We start from the raw sequence: 1,642 nt of genomic DNA, 5'->3' as shown, positions 1-1,642 counted from the left end.
AATAGGTCTCTTTGGTAGGCGTCTAGGTGATTTCACATCGGGGCTCATCAACGCTATTGCAGGTATACTAAGTTTTATAGCAGCCCTTATTACTATGCTAAACCTAAAAGCTCCAGAAGATATAGTCCTTTACAAATTCTTGCCAGTATCTCACACATCCATAGATATAGGTATATACGTTGATAGATTATCCATATCCACAACACTAACGGTAACCTTTGTAGCAAGCGTAATATTTGTATATGCTATAGGTTACATGAGATACCTTTTCGGAAACTGGACCTTTAAATTCTTTGCATACTTTAGCTTATTCTTGTTCTCAATGCTTCTTATACTATTAGGAGACTCTTTGATACTTATGTTCTTTGGGTGGGAAGGTGTTGGTCTTGCCTCTTACCTTTTGATAGGATACTTTCATGAAGAGAAATTTGCTACAAAGGCAAGTTTAGAAGCCTTTGTTATGAATAGAATAGGAGACTGGTCTTTTATCCTTGGTATCATATACACTTTCTGGTTATTTGGTACACTATCTTTACCAAAACTCTTTGAAAACGCGTCTTATACACCAGGAATTACCTTAGCTACGCTTCTTCTTTTTGGTGGTGCTGTAGGCAAATCAGGGCAGCTTCCTCTACACACGTGGCTTCCAAATGCAATGGCTGGTCCTACACCGGTTTCAGCACTTCTTCACGCTGCTACAATGGTGGCTGCCGGTGTTTACATGGTGGCAAGGTTATACCCGCTATTCTCTTTATCCCATACTACACTTTCTTACATAACCATCACAGGGGTAATCACAATGGTCTTTGCAGCTCTAGTGGCTACAGTTCACGATGACATAAAAAAGATAATAGCCTTCTCCACCATGAGTCAGCTTGCAATCATGTTTACAGCCCTTGGCATGGGATTTCCAACCGCTGCTATGTTTCATCTTACAACACACGCTTTTTTTAAAGCTCTACTTTTCTTAGCTGCTGGTGCTGTAATAACGGGACTTCATCATCACACTCAAAACATCTTTGAAATGGGTGGTCTTAAAAAATACATGCCTATTACTTTTGGAGCTTTCATGATAGGTGCTTTAGCCCTTTCAGGTTTTCCACCTTTTGCTGGATACTTTTCCAAAGACGCCATAGTATCTTCTATAATGGATAAAAACTCTTTAGTGGCAACTATGATACTTTTTGCATCAATGCTTACAGCTTACTACATAACGAGAGAAGCCTTTGTGGTGTTCTTAGGTCAAGGTCATTACCATGAAGAACCTCATGAAGTAGAATCCATAATGACACTTCCAATGTTGATATTGAGCTTTCTATCTCTTGTGGGTGGATTCTTGCTTTGGAGCTACTTTACATACATGAATAGTCCTATAGAACCCCCATCTTCTTTCATAATACACTCTATATACGGTATAATAGTAGCCATTGTGGGCATTTCCCTTTCTTACTTATTGTATGTCAAAAAAATAATAGACCCAAATACCCTTTACGAGCTTTTCAAACCTATACACTCCCTTGTAAAATCTCAATTCTATACAGAGTACATCTATCACAACATCTTTGCAAAAGGATATCTTGCTATATCTAGACTTGTATACAAGATAGTAGACCGTATATTGATAGATGGATTTGTAAATGGG

The 1,642-nt window shown here is 38.4% G+C and carries 1 protein-coding gene; it reads left to right on the top strand.

The features are described from left to right. Position 1 precedes the first annotated feature (1 nt). The coding region (gene nuoL, locus ACYQZV_RS09005) for an NADH-quinone oxidoreductase subunit L (protein ID WP_459895288.1) at positions 2-1,642 on the top strand (1,641 nt) is incomplete at its 3' end.

The organism is Hydrogenobaculum acidophilum, from assembly GCF_054656715.1.
The sequence above is the reverse complement of the archived record's forward strand: the minus strand, read 5'-3'. Positions and strand labels throughout refer to the sequence as shown.